12 protein-coding genes are annotated in these 17,664 nt (G+C 44.4%); all 12 read right to left on the reverse strand.

Annotation, left to right across the window (positions count from 1 at the left end):
* Positions 1-187 precede the first annotated feature (187 nt).
* The gene (locus tag M3194_RS02630) at positions 188-1,879 is read right to left on the reverse strand and encodes a response regulator transcription factor (protein WP_251651469.1); all 1,692 of its coding nucleotides are present in this window, start codon (positions 1,877-1,879) and stop codon (positions 188-190) included.
* Positions 1,880-1,881: 2 nt separating this feature from the next.
* A complete protein-coding gene (locus M3194_RS02635; protein ID WP_251651470.1) occupies positions 1,882-3,591 on the reverse strand; it encodes a sensor histidine kinase in 1,710 nt (569 codons plus the stop codon).
* Positions 3,592-3,691: 100 nt separating this feature from the next.
* Positions 3,692-4,576 carry a carbohydrate ABC transporter permease gene (locus M3194_RS02640; RefSeq protein ID WP_091181105.1) on the reverse strand — a complete coding sequence of 295 codons (885 nt, stop codon included), beginning with the start codon at positions 4,574-4,576 and terminating at the stop codon, positions 3,692-3,694.
* A 5-nt stretch (positions 4,577-4,581) separates the two neighbouring features.
* The gene (locus M3194_RS02645; protein WP_251652104.1) at positions 4,582-5,442 is read right to left on the reverse strand and encodes an ABC transporter permease; all 861 of its coding nucleotides are present in this window, start codon (positions 5,440-5,442) and stop codon (positions 4,582-4,584) included.
* 109 nt (positions 5,443-5,551) lie between these two features.
* Positions 5,552-7,285 (reverse strand): extracellular solute-binding protein, encoded by a 1,734-nt coding sequence (locus M3194_RS02650; RefSeq protein ID WP_251651471.1) that lies wholly within the window; start codon positions 7,283-7,285, stop codon positions 5,552-5,554.
* Between the two features lie 756 nt (positions 7,286-8,041).
* Positions 8,042-8,941, reverse strand: a complete 900-nt coding sequence (locus M3194_RS02655) for a sugar phosphate isomerase/epimerase family protein (protein ID WP_251651472.1) — start codon at positions 8,939-8,941, stop codon at positions 8,042-8,044.
* Entirely contained in the window at positions 8,938-9,708 is a 771-nt protein-coding gene (locus tag M3194_RS02660; RefSeq protein WP_251651473.1) for a Cof-type HAD-IIB family hydrolase, read from the reverse strand. The genes M3194_RS02655 and M3194_RS02660 overlap by 4 nt, the downstream gene beginning before the upstream one ends.
* 60 nt (positions 9,709-9,768) lie before the next feature.
* On the reverse strand, positions 9,769-11,274 hold the full coding sequence (locus M3194_RS02665; RefSeq protein WP_251651474.1) for a hypothetical protein: 1,506 nt from the start codon (positions 11,272-11,274) through the stop codon (positions 9,769-9,771).
* Positions 11,275-11,346: 72 nt separating this feature from the next.
* Positions 11,347-12,939 (reverse strand): type 2 periplasmic-binding domain-containing protein, encoded by a 1,593-nt coding sequence (locus M3194_RS02670; protein WP_251651475.1) that lies wholly within the window; start codon positions 12,937-12,939, stop codon positions 11,347-11,349.
* 47 nt (positions 12,940-12,986) lie between these two features.
* The gene (locus M3194_RS02675; protein ID WP_251651476.1) at positions 12,987-13,862 is read right to left on the reverse strand and encodes a carbohydrate ABC transporter permease; all 876 of its coding nucleotides are present in this window, start codon (positions 13,860-13,862) and stop codon (positions 12,987-12,989) included.
* Between the two features lie 34 nt (positions 13,863-13,896).
* Positions 13,897-14,859, reverse strand: coding sequence for an ABC transporter permease (locus M3194_RS02680; protein WP_251651477.1), 963 nt, complete (start codon positions 14,857-14,859; stop codon positions 13,897-13,899).
* A 168-nt stretch (positions 14,860-15,027) separates the two neighbouring features.
* Positions 15,028-17,298, reverse strand: coding sequence for an AraC family transcriptional regulator (locus tag M3194_RS02685; protein ID WP_251652106.1), 2,271 nt, complete (start codon positions 17,296-17,298; stop codon positions 15,028-15,030).
* Positions 17,299-17,664: the final 366 nt, after the last annotated feature.

Here is a 17,664-nt window from a genome sequence, read left to right on the forward strand (position 1 = left end):
TTCGTAACTTCGGCATGTCTAATGAATTCGCGTAAGAATAGAACTTTCCTTCCAACAATTGAGAGAAGCGTCCACTTAGTTGGTTGGCCTCCACGCTAAACTGCCCTTTTCGCTTAGCGACTCTGCGTTTGAATGGAGTTCAAGAATCTCAATTACCTCAGCTGCTTTACCGCCAATCTGCATGAGCTCACTTAACCCTCATCACGTATGAATCTCTATATTCTTGCGGTGAGCAGCCTGTTGAGCTTTTGAAGAACCTTGTAAAGGAGGTAGCTGATTCATAACCTACTTGTCTGGCAATCTCATGTATTTTAATGTTTTCATTCACTAACAATTCTTTGGCTCTTTGAATCCTGGCTGCATCAATGAATTCCGTTAGGTTTTTTTTCGTTTCTTGCTTAAATATTCTTGATAAATAAGATGGGTTTAAATACACTTGCTCAGATAATCTAACAAGAGACAAATCCTCGCCGAGATGTGAAACTATAAAATTTTGAATAAACGAGATTACATTATCAGCCCTTCTTTTTTGCTCTAGCTTTTGAAGTTCAAAAACACATACGGAAAGCTTTCTTATATAAGTAACAGCATCGCCCCAACTACAATAATGATTAACAAACCGGATTTCACCTATTTTGCCGATAACCTTGTCACGCAATCCCCAACGATTCATATAGGACAGCAAGCACATCGAAATAGAGCAATACACTTGCTGGGCAACCAGATTATTTTTATTTTTTATCAAGCTTAAAGGCAGCAAAATTTGCTCCAGCTCTTCAAAATACTTATCCTTCAGCCCCGATTCTAAATATTGCTCTATGAAAGTAAACAAATTCGTAGTTGTAAGTGACAGTAATTTTTGCTCTGCTTCAAATTCCTCATCATTAGAGCATTCCGCTTTATTCTCCGCTGGAGCAGTAGAGGGCACTTCATTATCTACTAATAATACCGTATTCTCTGTTCCAATTCGGTAATTCAAAAGGGAATGCAAGGCATGATATTGTTGCGAGATATCGTTCCATGTTGCCGGCTTACTGCCAACGGCAAAGCTGATAGAATGATTGAGCTTATCCTGACAGCTTTGCTGGACGGACTCAAGCATTCCCTTTATGTAGTGCAAAGTATGAACATAATCCTCCGTTGCCGGACTTACATTTTCCTTTGGTTGTATCAGTATCGTAAATCTGAAATGATCGTCTAAAATGATGACGCATTTCAAATTTGAGGTAAGATATCGCTTTATCATTTGACGAACAGAGTAAATTTGCTGTATTTTCTCTAAATAGTTATTGTCTTGGAGGGATAGATCATCTAATTTACCTACAACAAGGATAACCGGGGCTTCATCCGTAATGGGCAGAGAAAGCTGGTCAAATTGCTCCTTCGTTGCCTTTACCATGGTGCTCCCCTTTAATAAGTTAAGCAGATAACCTTCCTGAAATAGTTCCAATGCTATGTGAATTTTCTCTTTGGCTTCTCTGATGAGATCACCGGTTTTAATTTCCTTACGGATTTTGAACACCGTCTCCTCAACAGCTTGTATGACCTTGTCAATATCCTCCAGTTTCAGAATATAGCTTACATCGGGATGCTGGATCGCTTTATAGATATAGCTAAACTCGCTGTGACCCGTTAAAAAGATGATTTTGCATTGCGGCCACTGCTTAAATATTTCATCCATCAGTTGAAGCCCGTTAATATTAGGCATATCGATATCCGTTAACACAATATCCATACGGGTGCGATGCAGCCACTCTATCGCTTCTTCACCGCTATATGCCTTATACACATCAAGCGACAAGTGGTCCATCCCTCTAAATACCTCAAATAAATGATTAACTATAATTTCCTCGTTATCTACAATCAAAAGTCTTAACATGGCTACTCCCTCAGCTTAGCATTAATTTGCAATCTGACTAATAATCCGCCCAGCTCACTTCTTGCTACCTGCAGCCCATGCTCCTCGCCATAGATCAGTTGCAATCTTCGATGAATATTGTTCAGCCCAGACGATTCACTGCTGTTTGCTTCCATGAATTGTTTTTCTAGATCTAGCAATTTATCATCGGTTAATTGCTTTCCATTATCCTCGACAAAAATCGATAGCTTATCATCTATCGTTTGAAAATAAACCCGAATGGTGACAGGGCCCTTTGAATGCTCTACCGCATATTTAAAAGCATTTTCGATAATTGGCTGCACGATTAATCTAGGGACGCTGATTTCCTTAAAGGAATGCGGACAGTCTTCAAATTCAATCGTCAGCTTGCTTGGGTAACGCATTAACTGAATATCAGCATAGGTTCTCGCATGCTCAATTTCCTCATACAAAGAAATAAAGTCGGAATCATTTTTCGTAATAAACTGAAAATACTCCCCTAATAGCTTGGTGAAAGGAATCAAATTCTCATCCTTTACTTTCGCCATCATGTTCATTAAGAAAAAGCTATTGTATAAGAAGTGGGGGCTGATTTGAGATTGAAGATGCTTTAACTCGGCTTTTTGTTCAAGAATTTTGTGTTTATACACTTGATCAATGAGATTCGAGACGTTTTGAACCATGGAATTAAAGCCCTTGTTTAAGTAATCAAATTCATTGTTGTGATTCACTTCCACTTTGACATTGAAATTACCCTTCTCAACACTGCGGAACGATTTCACAAGCTCCTTCATCGGACGTTGAATTAACTGGTAGGTGTAAGCATAGATAAACGTGACAAGGATGAGTACCACACCTGTAAACACCCATAGCCACACGTAAAATCCTTTTGTCGGAACCAGTACAGCATCTTTAGGTATGAATCGAAACAGCACCATATTTAAGTATTCGGATTTCTCCGCGATGATGAACGTGTCGCCATGACTAACCACTTCGCCAATTTTGAATTCGCTTTCATTTCTTGCGAACGAATGAACGACATCGTCGAACATGTGATCCTCGTCGCTATATATCGTTAACCCGTTTGTTAGATCCAGCAAAATCGACCGACTGTCGGGATAAGTATCGAACTGCTTTAATGCTTCCCGGAATACTTCCGTATTTAATTCGATTTCGATCATAAACAAAGGGCTTAACCCCATGTTGCCCGATAGAAATGTACTGAGATGAAGGTTCCCATTATACATTAATAATTGGGCGCCCTTCATCCCTTCCGGAATTCTCAATGCTTCAAATTTGTCCCTATTCAAAGCGCCCACTGATTTCTTGGAGGAAATGGTCTTTTGTATAGGGTAGATATGAGCGCTAACATTTGAAATATAAGCATTGCTATTTTGTATGGATACCAGGCGATGATGCAGCTTTCTCATACTCTCCATCTTTTCGTAATCGTCCATAATCGTATATCGTATCGCAAGCTTATTTAAATCCTCGTCATTTAAAACATCATATTGCAATATTTTTATTCGATCAATTTCTGCCTCCAGCCCCTCTAAATAAAAGGTGACCTGAGCCGTCGTTGATTTGTAAATCTCATCTTTAACCGTCTTTAGGCTCCAGTTGTACATATAAATACCTAAAGCGACAATGACCAAGATTGCGGCTAAAAATGTAGCCATTAATCTAACAAAAATGCTAGATTTAATTGCCACCCCCTCCTTTTTTTCTTTTCCTACATATTAACAAAAAATCATAGCATAAAACATGACTATTTGTTTCATCGCTAGCGGCCTCTTGGACGGCTGATCGCCATCAGCCTTTAACACTGCCTAAAACCATTCCCTTTACAAAATATTTCTGTAAAAAAGGATATGCGCAAATAATGGGCAGAGCACCTAAAAAGATTTGTGCAGACTTTAATGTTTTATCGGAAATTTTGGCCATTACTTTCGCCTCTTCAGGCGTTAATGTCGTAAATGATTTTTGCACTACAACCGTTTGCATATAGCTTTGCAGCGGATAATTACTTGGATTATTCATATAAATCAGCCCATCAAACCAGCTATTCCAATGACCAACCAATGAAAACAATAAAATCGTTGCAATAGCCGGCATAGATATCGGAATATAAATGCTCCATAATGTTCTCCAATGTCCAGCTCCATCCATAAATGCGGATTCACTTAATTCCTTTGGCGTTTGTCTAAAGAAATTCAAAAGGACGATGACACTAAATACAGGCACAGCGCCAGGTAATATTAATGCCCAAACCGAATCGATAAGCCCTAATTCCTTCACCAGCATGTAGGTTGGGATTAAACCGGCACCAAAAATCATCGTAATGAAAAAAGCCCATGCGTAGAAGGCTCGCAGACTAAAGTCTTTCTTTTCCTTGGATAACGGGTAGGCAATCGTCGTGGCTAACAATACATTAATTGCGCCGCCAAGAGCGATGCGCTGCAAGGAGATAAGCATGGAGTCCCAGAATGCTTTGCGTTGGGCAACAAATTCATAAGAGGTTAAGGAAAACTCTTTCGGCCAAAAGGTTACCGTACCGGTAGCTGCAATCGCACTTGATGATAAGGATATCGCTAAAATATGAATCATCGGAAGCACGCAAACCGCGGCAACCAAAATGAGAAAAATATTGTTCATCATTATAAACCAATCCAGCCTTTTTTTGATTCGCACTCCCATACCTCCTAAAAGATTCGATAATCCGCAAATTTATAAGCAAAATAATAGGATGTTGAGACAAGGATCAACGCAATGACGGATTTAAACAGACCAACTGCCGTAGCTACACCAAACTGCGCATCTAATAGTCCTATCCGATAGACAAACGTATCTAGTATGTCTCCACTCTCATAGACCATCGGGCTGTACATATTAAAGATTTGATCAAAGCCCGCGTTCAGAAGATTCCCTAAGCTCAAGACCATCAATAATACGATGACCATCTGAATGCCGGGTAAACTAATGTGTATCGTCTGCTTCCAACGGTTCGCTCCATCCATTTGAGCCGCCTCGTACAGATTCGGGTTAATCCCGGTTAGCGCCGCAAGATAAATAATCGTTCCGTAACCGAAATCCTTCCACGTATCGGTTAGGATCATCGTATACGGGAACCACTTATTGTCACCCAAAAAGAAGATAGAATTCAAGCCAAGCTTATTTAAAAGGGTATTAACAAGTCCGTTTGTAGGTGACAGGATATCGATAAAGATGCCGCCTAATACGACCCATGAGAGGAAGTGCGGCAAGTAGATCGCGGTTTGAATGCTGCGTTTCAATAGGACATGCTTCATTTCGTTTAACAGCAAAGCAATTACGATGGGAACAACCAAGCCCAATATGACCTTTAAAGAAGCAATATAAAACGTATTCCACAAAATATTGTCGAAATTAGGCAGGCTCATCACATATTTAAAGTTCTTAAGACCAACCCATTGTTGGTCGCCAAAGAGCCTTTTAGCTGGAATAAAGCGCTGAAACGCTATAATAATGCCAGCCATAGGAACATAGCTAAATAAGATGATGAATATAAAGCCCGGTAAAATCATGAGATTTAACGGCAATTCTCTCTTTAACTTTTTGATATTCAGTTCAATCACCTTCTCCTATGGATTAAGAAAATGGAAAGCAAGGATGCTCCTTGCTTTCCATAACGTGTTATTTGGTTGTGGCATACCACTCATTGACTTCCTTCGTGATGTCTGTTCCACCAACTTTATACCAGTTGTCCACGAATTTATCAAAATCATCCAAAGGCGCTGCACCCATAATAATTTTGACGAATGTTTCTTTTTCCAAGGCTTCTAATGTAGATTTTCTTTCAGCCATCGTTTCTGTCGGAGGACCGGCAAACTTCTCATACATGAATCGTTCATTATCCATATAATTGACGCCATGCCTGTAAACCCCTTCTGCTCCGTAGATCTTAGGCCAGCCCCATTGAGAAGCATCCCCTTCTTCGAATGCCTTAATATTGCGATAAATCGCTAATGCTTCACCCGTTAAGCTGTCAAAACTATTATTTTTTCTAGCCTCTTCGATTTCCTGGAAAGCTCGAATGTTTTTAAATGCTGACGCCGGCTGTACAGGGGAGTACTTCCACACCCCTACACTATCATTGGCTGCCGGCATGTAATAGTAGTCAAAATCTCCTGTTTTGCCCCAGTTAAGCTCCACATGCAAATTGAACATTTTGATAAGCGCCTCGGGATTAGAGAATCCCTTTCTTACTACCCAATAGCTGTCGGCTTGGAATCTTTGCGGAGAAAGGGCTGGTTTGCCGTCTACCGAAACAAGGGAATAACCTACCCAGTTCGCATTTGGATCATTTTGATAATTGCTGATTAACGGATACATGGGATTCCATTGTGCGCCAAAATCGATGCCAATTTTACCAGCGGCAACACTTTCAGCTACCTTACCGCCATCTTTAACACCGAACTCTTTATCCAGCTGACCAGCCTTATACATCTCAGACAGCGCTTTCAAGGATTCCTTAACTTCAGGGAGCGTGCTACCCCAAACTAAATTTCCCGAGCCATCATCAATCCACATATTCGGATACGCATGGTAGCCCGCAAAAAATCCTTCCAAGCCCATGGCACCGCCGTACAAATCCTTTGTCAAGGCTAAGCCATACGTGTCATTCACCTTGTTCCCGTCCGGATCCTGGGTTGTAAACGCTTCCGATATTTTCAACACATCCTGCAAGGAAGTTGGCTCAGGAAGGTTTAATTTGTCTAACCAATCCTTACGAATCCATAAGTAAACACCGTCACCGTAAACGTCTGCCTTGCCGATCCCCATAATCTTTCCATTAACTTCGGCAGAATTAAGCACCGCTGGTCCTTGTTCAGCATATAGCTCCTTTAGATCATCCGATGCATACTGCTCCCAATATGGCGTTAAATCCTCGATTAAATCCGCTTCGGCTAGCTGCTTCATTTGCGCAGGCGTTACGCGAAGCATATCTGGCAAGTCGCCAGACGTAAGCGTAACGTTCATTTTTTGGGTATAAGCATCACCGGTGCTAACTGTCCAGTCATACGTAACATTAATGCCCAGCTTTTCGGTAAACGCTTTCAACCATCTGTTGTCTTCAATCGTTTCTCCAGGAGTTTTAGGTATGATATTATCTTGCGTGTCATTGTCAACATCACGAGTAAAGCGAATCGCAAGCGGCGTTTCATACTTGCCGAACGGATCAGCATCTCCGGAAACCGCTTCCTTCGGTTCATCGTTGCCCGTACTACTGTTGTTGGCAGGACTTTGAGTTGGAGCATTCGTTTGTTTCTCGGGTGAATTGGAGCTGCATGCTGAAATAAAGCCAGTTGTAAGCATGAGCGATATCAGAAGAAGTATTGCTTTTGAAGACGGTTGATTATTCTTCACCTTAAAACCCCTCTCATATAGTGTGAATACTAACACATTTAAAATTCTATTTTATTTTTTACTAATCGTATATCTTCAATTTGTTACTTCATTATCATCTCTTTACTCCATGCCATATCCCTATGCTTTCACTTTTTTAGATCGTTATCATTTTTTTACCATTTCGTCTCAAGTGTGCGAATAATACGCTCCCTATCTCATGCATATCCCTGCCACGTTCCTCCACTCACCATGCCTGGTTTCGAAAGATGGGGTAGGCGCTAGTCTAGCGTTTCCACATGCATTCACAAGTAAATAGAACAAATAGGCAGAAGTCTTTGATCTAAGTCTAGACTGCAGCCGTACACTATTCGTCACCCAAAATTCTCGATCACTCATCAAGGTCTTCAAGCGCTGGAACTCATGTGACTGATCATCATCCTTGTGTGAGCTGTATTATATTTTGATCATACAAAAAGCCCCTTTTCGGGGCTTTTGTATGATCAAAATGACACTTTCTGTATGGTTTATTGTCATTTCCCGTATTCTCTGCATCATCAGATGTCACTTTCAAATACCCAATACCATTAATGTTCGTATGCAAGGAGCAGTTGAAAAGCATGTCCGTAGGTTGTATGAAGCCTATTATTGAGTTAATAAGTGCAGCTTTTTTTGATTAACATTACGAGACTTCATATTTAATACTTTATAAAGCGAGAGCCTGTGACCGTCGCTATGCTTGTATGTCATAGGCTCTCGCTCTATATACCCGATTAGTTACTTAATAGCCGCTGGCTCGAGATGAAATAATTTTGTCAGATGCTTAGCTGTTGACACCGCGAAACTCAAAGCCGAATCCATCAGTTCCAACGGCACGGGGCGGAAATAGCCGTGCGTCTCATAGGTGAAGTCGCCTTGATAACCTGCTGCCGCCATACCCGACATGACATCCACCCAGTCGATCGACCCTTGGTATGGAAGCAGGTGCGAATCACTCACACCCTGATTATCCTGGATATGGACGGCCTTCAACAAAGAACCCAGAATACGAAGGGAACTGCTTTGATCCACTCCTTGAATATGTGCATGTCCCGTATCCCAGCAAGCGCCGAATAGTGGATGGTTGAGACTCCTAACAAGCTCAGCCAGCTCCTCGGCCGTGGCGCAATAACTGCGCAGCGATCTTCCGCCACCTCTTGGACGATCGAACATATTTTCTAGGGTCACGCCTACGCCTGTCTTCTCCATTACGGGCAGCAACCTCAAGTATGCATTGCGGTTAAAAACAAGCTGTGACTGTGTCGGTTCCCCGCCTTGGAGCGTTAGGTTGCCTGGATGAAGGACCACCCAAGGAATGCCCAAGATTGCGGCCGTGCGTAAGCTCCGCTCCGAATATGCTATATAAGTATCCAGATCAAGTCCCAGCTGCATGTTATCAAAGGAAGCCCCATGAATAGGACCATGCATTTGCGTGAAGACCGCATCCCAAGATTCTGCGGCCTCCCGAATGTTATGCGCCCAACGTTCCTCTTCCGGCCAGGACTTGCGGAGTAGTTGGGGCATATAATCGGTATAGTTAAAATCCAATGCCTCAAAGCCCGCAGCCTTGCATCGCTGAATCGCTTGTTCCATAGGGTAATCCGTATCAAACATATGAATGGATGTTGAAATCTTCATCGCAGCAATTCCTCCCTAACGTTATCCGTTAATAGATAATTGTGTACTATCCATGCAACGCCTTCCCTCGAATTAGAAGGCCCGACTAGATTGGCCAACCGCTTTAGATCATCTTCCGCATTGCCCATAGCAATGCCGAGCCCAGCGGCCTGTATCATCGATGCATCGTTCATGCCGTCACCGACAGCAATCACTTTCTCCATGGAAATGCCGTGCCTGGCAGCCAGCTCGGCAATGCCTGTTGCTTTACTCACACCTTTAGCGTTGATCTCGCACTGGTAAGGGTTGGCTCGACTAATCTCTACCTGATCCTTCCATTCATTTACGCTCTGCCGAATGCTCGTCATGATGTCAGGATCGCGGGACTCAACAGCGAAGGAGAACCAGGTTGCATCCTCATATTCAGCAAACGACAGTCCGGTATGGCTGTAGATGCTTCCCTCCTTGGCATGGCCCCAGTGCGGCACTGCGTTTTCCTCCGCCATTAGGCGGAGGAGGCGGACCCAGTGAGCCTCCAGCTTGTATTCGCTTAAAAGCTCCTCTGGTGAAAGCCAATTTTGTGCACCGTTTGCACAAACCATAGGCGTATTCAATCCAAGCTCCCTCATAACGGGGATCAACTGATTAACCGGTCGGCCGGAAGCCAAAATTACGAGGTATCCGAGCTCCGACGCTTGGTGCAGTGCTTCACGCGTTGCACGGGAGATCTCTCCCCGCTCGTTAAGCAGCGTGCCGTCAATGTCGAGCGCGATACAATGATATTTCATGGAAGTCGTCTCCTTGCCTGTTTACATTACGGCCCATATTGTTCTATTTCTAGTGGACATTCAGCCTTTAATCAGCGAAAAATCATCGTATTGCGCCCAAGCGCTGGCATTGCCGCTAGCCGAGATCGAAAGCTTGATTGTTGCGCCCTCCGGCACGTTTATGCCACCAATGCTGTACTCCGTCCAGGTTGTCGTGGTCGGCAAATTCAGCTCTTTAGCCAGTGCCCCGTTTACGTAGACCTGAAACTTCTTAGAAGCGAACGTGTTTCCGCTCCGGTGCCACACTTTGGCGGTATACGTTCCTCCACTAACTGCGGAGGCGGAGGTGTTCTCCAGCAAGGTTGTATAGGCGCTCGTGCTATAGGACTTGGCAGACTTCGACCCGGAATGAACTTCAGCTGGATCCGTTGCGATGCTCAAATTACCAGCATACGTCCAACTGCTCAAATCCGACTCAAAACCCGGGTTTTGCAATGTGCTGTTGTTAGCTGACCATGTTCCTTGCAGCGGATCGATCGTCCAGTTGGCATAGCCGTTAATCGTCGGGGTACCGTCCGCCGCGAAGCTGAGCGGGTACCAGGCGTATACGCCCTTGCTCATATCGCCGCCGGAATAATTACTCCAGCGGTCGCCGCCATAGACATACGTGGTTCCTTGCGAGCCCTGAACTTCCAGTACGAAATCATGCTGCGTATTGAAGGAATCAGCCGAGGAAGGCGAGGTAACCACCGGCTTGCGTTCTGACCAAGGCCCTGCCATGCTTTCTGCAGTCCGATATGCGGTATCGCTGGATTTCCATCCCCGTGTATTGGAGGTGAAATAATAGTACTTGCCATTGCGTTTAAATATGGATGCTGCTTCACGAATGTCGCCGTTGTCCCACGTACCGCCGGAAAACTCGCTGTAATTGCCCGTAGTCGGCGGCATCGGCTTCAGAAAGTCATTCGATAGCTTCAAAATCGCTTGTCCTCCGTTGGTTTGTCCTTTATCGAAGGTATACATCAGATAGGCGTTCGCTCCGTCCTGATAAGCCCCTAAATCACCTAGACTATAAAAGTTGCCCGATGCATCCGGGAGCTTCTTGATTAGGCTGGAGCTCTGGTAAGTCCATGCGTTTCCTGCCGATAGGTCCGTCGCCGTCAGGAAAGCATACTGATTCCGCACCCCGGTCTCATGCCCTCCCCATTCCAGCACCATCACATACTTGCTTGTTGCAGCGTTCCACATGACGTAAGGACGTCCAATCCAATCGCCGGATTGGAACGGAATCGTTGGCATGCCAGCCGTAATTCGCCCGCCACTTTGCTTGGTCCACGACTTCAGATCAGACGAGGTATAGTGGTTAATCCCGTAGAATTTATAATCTCCCGCAGTACCGAAATCAGGACCGAACCAATGATAGACGCCGCCAACGTTGATAATGCCGCCGCCTTGGGCTTTAATGGGATTGCCTGAGGTATCGAGCCATTGTCTATCGTTTTGAATCACGACCGAAGCCGCGAAAACAGCTTGAGCGTTTTCGAACATGAAGCTTAACATAAGCAGCACCACCATTACTTTTTTCATCGGATAATCCCTCGCTTTAAAAAGGTTGGTTTTAATCGTCTGTCGGCATTGTGCGCGTACAAAACTTCCTGCTTATTTATCGGTATACTCCTGATACTGTTTGGACCAAACCTCCGTCAGCAGGTCACCTTCGATCTTCATATAGTCTTGGACGGCCTTGTCCCATCCTGACTCGTCGATGGCCCCGATAATGTACTGAATTTGCGATTCAGCGATCTTAGTTGCTCCGTCGCCTGTTAGATTTTCCGCAGGCGTACCGGACAGCGTGAATGGAATAGCGGCATCAAACGGCTCAACGAATTTGTAATTCTTGTAAGTATCTTTCATTTTGGATTCAATTTGGCCTGCTTTATCATAATCTGCAGGCACGTAAGTCGGCCAAATAGCCGGGTCGAAGAATTCAGCCAGATTGTAATAACCGGAGTACCGGTCCGAGGCTTTCTCCAGAAGCGTGAATGTATTTTTACTCTTGTCTACCCACTCCCAGTTCTCCCCTTCAATGCCGTTCCACGTCAGCATGACATTCTCAGGCGAAGCTAGCGTCCAATCCAGATACTTAATGAGGAAAGCCGCGTTTTTGCTGGTATTCGGAATGAGCAGGGTAGAGGAATATTTGGCGTTGCTTCCCCACGCTGGAGTTCCTGTATCTGGACCATCTTCCAGTGGCGGCAGCGGATCATAAGATACGTTAGGATTGGTCTCGTTCATTGTAATCTGATTCCCGACCATGGAATTGAACCAGCCGGAATAAGCGCCGACTCTATCCGCCAGTACGAGATCTTTGATCTGATTGGTATTAATGGTCGCGAAATCCTTCAAAATGTAGCCTTTGGCATACCAATTGCGAAAGGTAGTCAGCATCTCTTTATATCCCGGAGCACTTACGGCTGGAATCACTCGGTCTCCATCCAGATATCGGGTAGATTCTACTCCCATGAAGTAAGGCTGGAATATCTGAATCAAGCCATTAAGGTTCCAGGAATGTAACAGCGGAATTTCATCCTTTTTACCGTTTTTGTTCAGATCCGTATTCTTTACCGCGTCCATATAGGTTTCGAATTCGACCATCGTATGAGGCATCTCCATGCCCAGCGCCTCCAGCCAGTCCTTGCGAATCGTCGGCGCATAACCGGTGGGGAAGCTCTCTTGACGAGGAATACCCCAGATGACACCGTCTTTATCCTTCATAACCTCCAGTGCATCCGCCATGTATTTCTTAATGTTAGGACCGTATTGGTCGATCAGATCATTCAACGGCATAATGGAGCCTTTATCCTTCAGCGTCGTCCAGTTGACCAACTGCCCTTCGATAAAATCAAATTTCTCTCCGGAAGCGAGCAGCAGATTGATTTTATCCGGATAAACATCTCGTGGAATAACTTCTGCTTCCATGTTAATCCCGGATTTTTCCTGGATAATGTCCAGCACCTTCTGATTGTCCGTTCCGTTCTCCCGGTTGCCTAAGCTTCTTCTAACGATTCTGAGAGGTGCTGTTTGTACTATTGGAGCGATATCGGTATTCGTAGACGCATTCACCGTAGAAGGTGCTTCAGCGCTGCTCCTGTTAGTGTTAGAACTGCTGCAGCCCCCCAATACGGTAATGGCCACCACAGAAGTTAAGACCAGCGGTGCTATGCCGTTTTTCTTTTGCAGGTAATCCTTCATATGATTACTCCCATTCCTAAATCGATTTTGTTTCTGCCTGTCAGCATTCAACCTTTAATAGAGCCTACGGTAATTCCTTTGACAAAGTATCGTTGCAAAAAGGGGTACACGCACAAAATAGGTACCGTCGTCACAACAATCGTCGCCATGATGACCGACTGTGCTGGAGGACTGATCTCGACCACGGCATCGGACCGTATCATGTCGTTCAAATTCGCGTTATGGATGATCTCCCTCAAGAATACCTGCATGGGCCATAAATCGCGGTCATGGATATAAATCATGGCATCGAACCAAGAATTCCAATGCCCAACCGCATAGAACAAAGAGATGGTAGCAAGTGCCGCGGAAGACAAAGGCAGAATAATCCGAAGGAAGATGACCAGATCATTTGCTCCGTCCATTCTCGCCGATTCAATAATGCCGGTAGGGATCTGCATGAAAAAGTTCCGCAGAATCAACATATTCCAAGCGCTGATTAGTCCCGGTAGAATGAGCACGGCGAAATGGTTATACAGCCCCAAGGATTTGACCAGCAGGAAGAGCGGAATTAACCCGCCTCCGAACCACATCGTAAACGCGATCAGCAAGGTGAAGGCATTGCGCAACGGATAGTCCCTGTTAGAAAGCGCAAAGGCTAGAGCTGCGGTGAAAAGCATGCTGCAAAACGTGCCAGCAAGCGTCCTCAGAATCGTGATCATGTAGGCATTTGCAATATAAGAGCCAGACGAGAAGACGTACTTATAACCGGACATATCCAGCACCGTTGGCCAAATAGCGAACGGATGAGCCGCCCTGTCTAGATCCGTCATCACCGAGCGGCCAAATACGAACAAAACCGGATAAAGCATGACGATGCATACGAGGATCAGCATGATTGTATTGCATGTATCGAACCATTTCTCACTTGACGTTTGCTTCAAAACAATCCTCCTGTAAGCTGAGACCTAACGAAGACTACCACAGGCCATCGGAGCCAAGTCGCTTGGCAGCTCGATTAGCCAGCACGACCAACACTAACGCCACGACGGATTTGAATAAACCCACAGCGGCCGAATAAGCAAATTTGGCCTCTACCAACCCAATTCGATAGACATAGGTGTCAAAATTATCCGCTACCTCATAGACCGCTGGGCTGTACAGATTAAACACCTGCTCGAAATGACCATCCAGTATGTTACCCATGCTAAGAATCAGCATGATCGCTACAATCTCCTTGATCCCCGGCAGCGTAATATACAGCATTTTGTGCCACTTTTTGGCTCCATCCATTGTGCTCGCTTCATATAACTCAGGATCAATGCTTGCCATAGCCGCCAAGTAGATGATAGTGCCCCACCCTACTTCCTTCCAAATATTAGTTAATACCAGAATGGTACGGAAATAACCCGGATCGCTCGTGAAAGCAATCGGTTCTTTCCCCATCATCTCCATGAGCGCATTAACCGGCCCGCCGGTAGGAGTCAGTAGTTGCAGCACCAGACCCGCGCACACGACCCATGACAGAAAATGCGGCATGTAACTAATACTTTGAACGGCTTTCTTAAACCACATCCCCCGTGCTTCGTTTATAAGCAAGGCAAGGATAATTGGAGCGGGGAAAGCAAAAATCAGTAGATACAAGCTCAGCATCAGCGTATTGCGCATCAGCCGCCAGAAATAAATGGAGTCGAAAAACATATGAAAATTCTTAAATCCTGCCCAGTCGCTGCTGATAATGCCCTCAAAGCCGCCTATACCTTTGTAATCCTTGAAGGCAATAATGATGCCGTACATGGGTATATATTTGAAGATTAGAAAATATAGCATGCAGGGCAGGGCCAGCAAATGCAAATACCGGTATTTCCATATCCATGTCAGTGTTTTCCTTCGAACGGACCCAATCGAACGTTTCGTATTTGGTGCGGCGATCGTGTTCATTATCGGTTTCTATCCTCCTTTCCGATTATTGGACTAGCCTCGTCTATCGTAGCCACCGAAAGTCTCGAACGTAAATCGGAATATCTGACAAAACGTACCGAATTCTCGCAATTTGCGCTCCACAATTGCAAATGGAATGCTCCTTTTAACAAAAAAACCCTTGATAGCTCAAGGATTTTCGGTCCAATCTGTATGATAGCCCCTCACGTATTGGCCAGGCGTAATCCCCTTGATCTCTTTGAATATCTTGATGAAATATTTGGAGCTGCTGTAGCCGACCCAGAGTGCAATATCCTTAATCTTGAGGTCCTCCTTCTGCATCATTGAACACGCCTGATCGATTCTGGTTTTATTAAGCAATTGAACGAAGGTAATGCCCAAGTGAGATTTAAGAATCTGATTGATATACGTCGGGCTCAAGTTAACCTGCTCGCTTACCGATTCAAGCGTAATTTCCTGCATATAATGGTCATTAATATAACTGGTGATTCGCTGGTAGTACTTGTTTGTTCGGGTGGATTTGTTGACCTCAATTACGTCTACGATCGTTTGTATCAAGACGGAGAAAAAGATGTCCACCCGTTCCTTGCTATTCATATTGCTGAGTTGCTCTATACTGTACTCTTCCCCGTAAATCTCGTCGACTGACAACCCCAGTTCGTTGATCAACACCATAATCGTACTATTTAAATGGAATACGAATTGGTACATGTTCTGATAGCGCCGATCCTTGCTGATGCTGCCCAGCATCTCCCTAAACAACCCAAGTGCCTCGTCCTTTTTGCTAGCTCGAATGTTGTTCTTGAGCAACTCTTCTTTATCGTAAGGGTAATTGTACGCCGTATTGTTGTCGGATCGGATGTCGCTGGTCAGCATAATATCCATTTGACTATATAAAATCTTGTACTTTAGCAATTCCCGTACCTCTCGATAATTTCGGGAGATGTGCAGCAAGTCCGTCGGCTCATCACTCACAATCGCGGTTAACGATACATGCAGGCTGTTAAGCAACTTCTGCTGCAATTCTCTTATTCTTACCATCAGCTCTCCAACTCCCGACGAAGGGTTCTCCAGTGCCAAGACGAGCTGGTTACGATGGTTAACCAAGCTGAAGCTGCCTATGTCATGGTAATTGCTGAAATACTCTTCTACCGTATCCGAGATAGAATAGAGCAGGAAGCTGCTATTGCGTGCCTTATAACCGTCGCTATCTTCTTCTCCGTCCAATTCAAACAGCATCAGTGTCAGATTCTTCCGTGGGATATCCATTGCAAACATACGCAAATCATGATCGATTTCCTGCCAGCTTGCATAGACTCCCTCAATTAAATTATTGAGTATCTTCTCTCTGAACACAGGAACCGTCAGCTCCAACTTCTCCTCCAGCTGATCGTGATTATCGATCAAATCAATCACTGCATCGCGTAGGACGCCCAGCTCGTTGCCCTTCCTTGGCATGCGGCGCGTTCTCGCTCGTATATGCTTATGAAGCTCGTCTACCGGCTTCACTGCTCGCATCGTAAACAGCAGCGAAACAATGAGACTAAATACAAGTAGAACAATGCTCATCAGCAGAATAATGTTGCGGATCATATGGATACTGCGGGAGATTCCGTCAAACGGATACATGGCTACATAAGTCCAGTCTCTATTCTCCGCAGTGTTGTAGACGACGAGCTGATCCTTATTCTCTATATTTGAGACAAAGCTGCCTTCCGGCTCGGAGAATGCATTCTGAAAATGATCCTTGGCACGAATATCCGTGTACAATTCTTCCTTTAGCCCCGAGATCATGACTTCCTTCCTGCTGTTAAGCACCATAAAAGGTGTCTCGCCGTTATCCGGAATTCGGGCATGCAAATCTCGATAGACCATGGATTGATCGATATTTATAATGAGTGCGCCATTGTAATTATTCGTCCGGTCCAGGGGCAAATGCGCATACACCGAGAACACATCCAATGTCTGCGGGCTGTTGTTCCAGAATTTTACGGGATGCGTATCCGCCAAGATAAGCGTTCGACTGTCATTTTTATACCAATTCATAAAGGCTACGTCCGGAAAACTAGCTGCGTCGGATATGCCGTATTCCGTTGAGATAACTTTATCGCTTTTGGCCAAATACAAATACACGGAATGGACATATCGATTGGAGGCTTTGATTTGATTAATCTTCTGATTAATATAATCCCAATCGGCATATGGATTATCGGAGTTGTTGCCGGCCATAATGCTGTTAAGACGGCTATCGTTATAAGATTGCTTCGATATATCGATGATATTATTGACGATCAGCTCTACCGAAGCGGCAAATTGATTCAATGCTTGCTGGTTCGACTCTCCGAAGTCCTTAATAACCATCTGCTTGGCTTCTTGGTAATAGACCGTTCCGAGTATAGCGATTGGTATCAGGATCAACACGGTGATAAACAGCTGCACTTTCAACAAAAGGATCCGTTCCTGAATCAGCCTTCCGACGGCTATGAAACTTATGAATCCTTTAAAATTCTTATTGCTCCCCACGCTTTGCCCCACCTATTAGTAGAATAGAATGCTCAGCACGATTCTACCCTCCCACTATTTTCCTTGCGTTAAATAAATAACAATAATTTGTTAAGCTAGACATCGAAAAAAAAGCCTTGAGAAATAATTTCTTGGCCGTTTCATATTCCATAATTCATTATTCCAACAGGGATAGAGCCACTTGATCGAGATGAATAAATCCCAGATAACCGCCATAAAAAAACTCTTTTAACGGCATATAAAAGCCATCAAAAGAGTGTTTTGATTCGTCCATGCATTGAA

This window comes from Paenibacillus glycanilyticus, assembly GCF_023715145.1.
In the GTDB taxonomy this organism is placed as follows: domain Bacteria; phylum Bacillota; class Bacilli; order Paenibacillales; family Paenibacillaceae; genus Pristimantibacillus; species Pristimantibacillus glycanilyticus_A.

Coding starts and splice junctions, on each gene's coding strand:
- M3194_RS02630 (WP_251651469.1), bottom strand. CDS start 1,879: ATGTTAAGACTTTTGATTGTAGATAACGAGGAAATTATAGTTAATCAT.
- M3194_RS02640 (WP_091181105.1), bottom strand. CDS start 4,576: ATGGGAGTGCGAATCAAAAAAAGGCTGGATTGGTTTATAATGATGAAC.
- M3194_RS02645 (WP_251652104.1), bottom strand. CDS start 5,442: ATGATTTTACCGGGCTTTATATTCATCATCTTATTTAGCTATGTTCCT.
- M3194_RS02655 (WP_251651472.1), bottom strand. CDS start 8,941: ATGAAGATTTCAACATCCATTCATATGTTTGATACGGATTACCCTATG.
- M3194_RS02660 (WP_251651473.1), bottom strand. CDS start 9,708: ATGAAATATCATTGTATCGCGCTCGACATTGACGGCACGCTGCTTAAC.
- M3194_RS02665 (WP_251651474.1), bottom strand. CDS start 11,274: ATGAAAAAAGTAATGGTGGTGCTGCTTATGTTAAGCTTCATGTTCGAA.
- M3194_RS02670 (WP_251651475.1), bottom strand. CDS start 12,939: ATGAAGGATTACCTGCAAAAGAAAAACGGCATAGCACCGCTGGTCTTA.
- M3194_RS02680 (WP_251651477.1), bottom strand. CDS start 14,859: ATGAACACGATCGCCGCACCAAATACGAAACGTTCGATTGGGTCCGTT.